Source organism: Variovorax sp. WDL1, from assembly GCF_001541225.1.
GTDB lineage: Bacteria > Pseudomonadota > Gammaproteobacteria > Burkholderiales > Burkholderiaceae_C > Variovorax.
The window spans coordinates 7,146-8,870 of sequence record NZ_LMTS01000213.1; the positions used below are offsets into that span (position 1 = coordinate 7,146).

Consider the following 1,725-nt stretch of genomic DNA (forward strand, 5'->3'; position numbering starts at 1 on the left):
GTAGCCGGAGGACGAGGCGAACTGGTTGAACACCTCGCCGCCGGGATGGCCGATAACATCGCTGTTCTTGAATTTGGCGAGGTTGTTTTCATGATCCTCGTTCGTGGTGCCGTCCCCGCCGGCCTGGGCCGAAGGATTGGGCGTGCTCATGGCGCGCACTTCAACCCAGGGGTTCTCGCCGGTGTTCGAGTACGACGACACCACTGCATCGGGGATGTAGTGCCTGACCTTGACGGAGGTACGCACCGTGCAGCCGGTCCAGGTGCAATAGAGCCAGTAGCAGATACCCACCACCCGGTATTCCAGGCAATCGGGCGAAGCCACTGAACCCACGATGGTTGCCGTGTTCAGGGCGTAGCTGCCCGTGGCGCTAAGCAGCAGCACGGACGCGACAGCAGCTCGCATGCGGCGCAGAAGGTCGAATGGGTGGATCACGGTTCGGTCCTCCGGTGCTGTTCGATCCGCGCGATGGCGCGGGCCACGTCCGGCTCGCCATAGACCACATAGCGCTGGTCCACCACGACGGCCGGGACGGCGGTGATGCCCAGGCTCCATGCGTCCGTCACGCCCTGGTAGGCCGTCGCGATGCGCCGCTGAAGGTCAGTGCCTCCCTGGGTCAGCCGACGCTTGACCAGGGCTGTCGCCTGGTCGGGGTCGGTGGGCAGATTCGCCGAAAGCTCGGCCTCGATGCGCGGCGCTTCATCCAGCTCGATCAGCCGTTCGCCGCCCATGGTCTTGACCGGGTGGTGGCCGTCGGTGACGACCACCACGTCGGCGGCGAAGGTGACCGGGCTGAACACCGCCAGGGACGCCGGCAGCGCCACGGCCAGGCCAAGGGTTCGCCAGCCTGGTGCGAACCGGGTAAAAGCTGCTGGCATGTCATGCGCCCCGGAAGTTGATCAGGGCCATAGTCAAACGCCGAACCCCATGCGGTCCCAACAAACAATGCGCATCGCGGCCACCCCGCATACCTGCTTGTGTCGCCGCGAAGAAAAAGCGGAGGCCGAAGCCTCCGCGCTGATCAACGAAGCAGTGCAACACTTACAGCAGGCCGGACTCCGCAAAGGAGAACGGGGCACCCTGGCCGACGATGATGTGGTCCAGTACCCGCACATCGATGAGCGCCAGCGCGGCCTGCAGTTGCTGGGTCAGCACGCGATCCGCGATCGACGGCTCGGACATGCCCGAGGGGTGCTGATGTGCGAAGACCACCGCAGCGGCATTCAATTCCAGCACACGCTGTACGACGACACGCGGATAGACCGAAGTCGAGTTGATCGTGCCCCTGAACAACGGCTCGTAGGCCAGCACCTGATGCATGCTGTCAAGGAATACAGCGACGAATATTTCGTTGGGCTCGGCCACCAGCTTCACGTGCAGGTAGTCGCGCACGGCCGTGGGGTCGAGGAGTTTCGGACCCGCTTTGAAAACCCGCTTCTCCAGCAGTGCAATGGCTTGCTGGATGATCCAGTCCTCGTGCTGGGCAGCGATGGCGGAAAGCGACTCCAGGCAGGAGTCATTGACGACGAAAGACATGGCGAACCTCCAAATGGTGAGATCGGAGGGCGCGCGCCCGGGGAGGGCAAGCCCTCCTGGGGAACGAACAAGGTGCATCCATCACCGCGGGAGCGGTGATCGTTCGCGGCCAGGATGCGAGGCGAACGGGTTGCGGTCAGCGCAGCGGACTGCGCCGTAGCCTTGAAGACCGGGGCTACCTGGGCATGT

The 1,725-nt window shown here is 64.2% G+C and carries 3 protein-coding genes; all 3 read right to left on the reverse strand.

Annotated features, from left to right (window positions below; genetic code table 11):
* Nucleotides 1-435, reverse strand: a 435-nt coding sequence (locus tag APY03_RS44570) for a TraU family protein (protein WP_232324431.1), incomplete at its 3' end; no start/stop codon positions are given.
* A complete protein-coding gene (locus APY03_RS26920) occupies nucleotides 432-878 on the reverse strand; it encodes a TIGR03757 family integrating conjugative element protein (protein ID WP_009518519.1) in 447 nt (148 codons plus the stop codon). The genes APY03_RS26920 and APY03_RS44570, both read right to left, overlap by 4 nt.
* A gap of 163 nt (nucleotides 879-1,041) precedes the next feature.
* The gene (radC, locus tag APY03_RS26925) at nucleotides 1,042-1,536 is read right to left on the reverse strand and encodes a RadC family protein (RefSeq protein ID WP_009518518.1); all 495 of its coding nucleotides are present in this window, start codon (nucleotides 1,534-1,536) and stop codon (nucleotides 1,042-1,044) included.
* Between the last annotated feature and the right edge of the window lie 189 nt (nucleotides 1,537-1,725).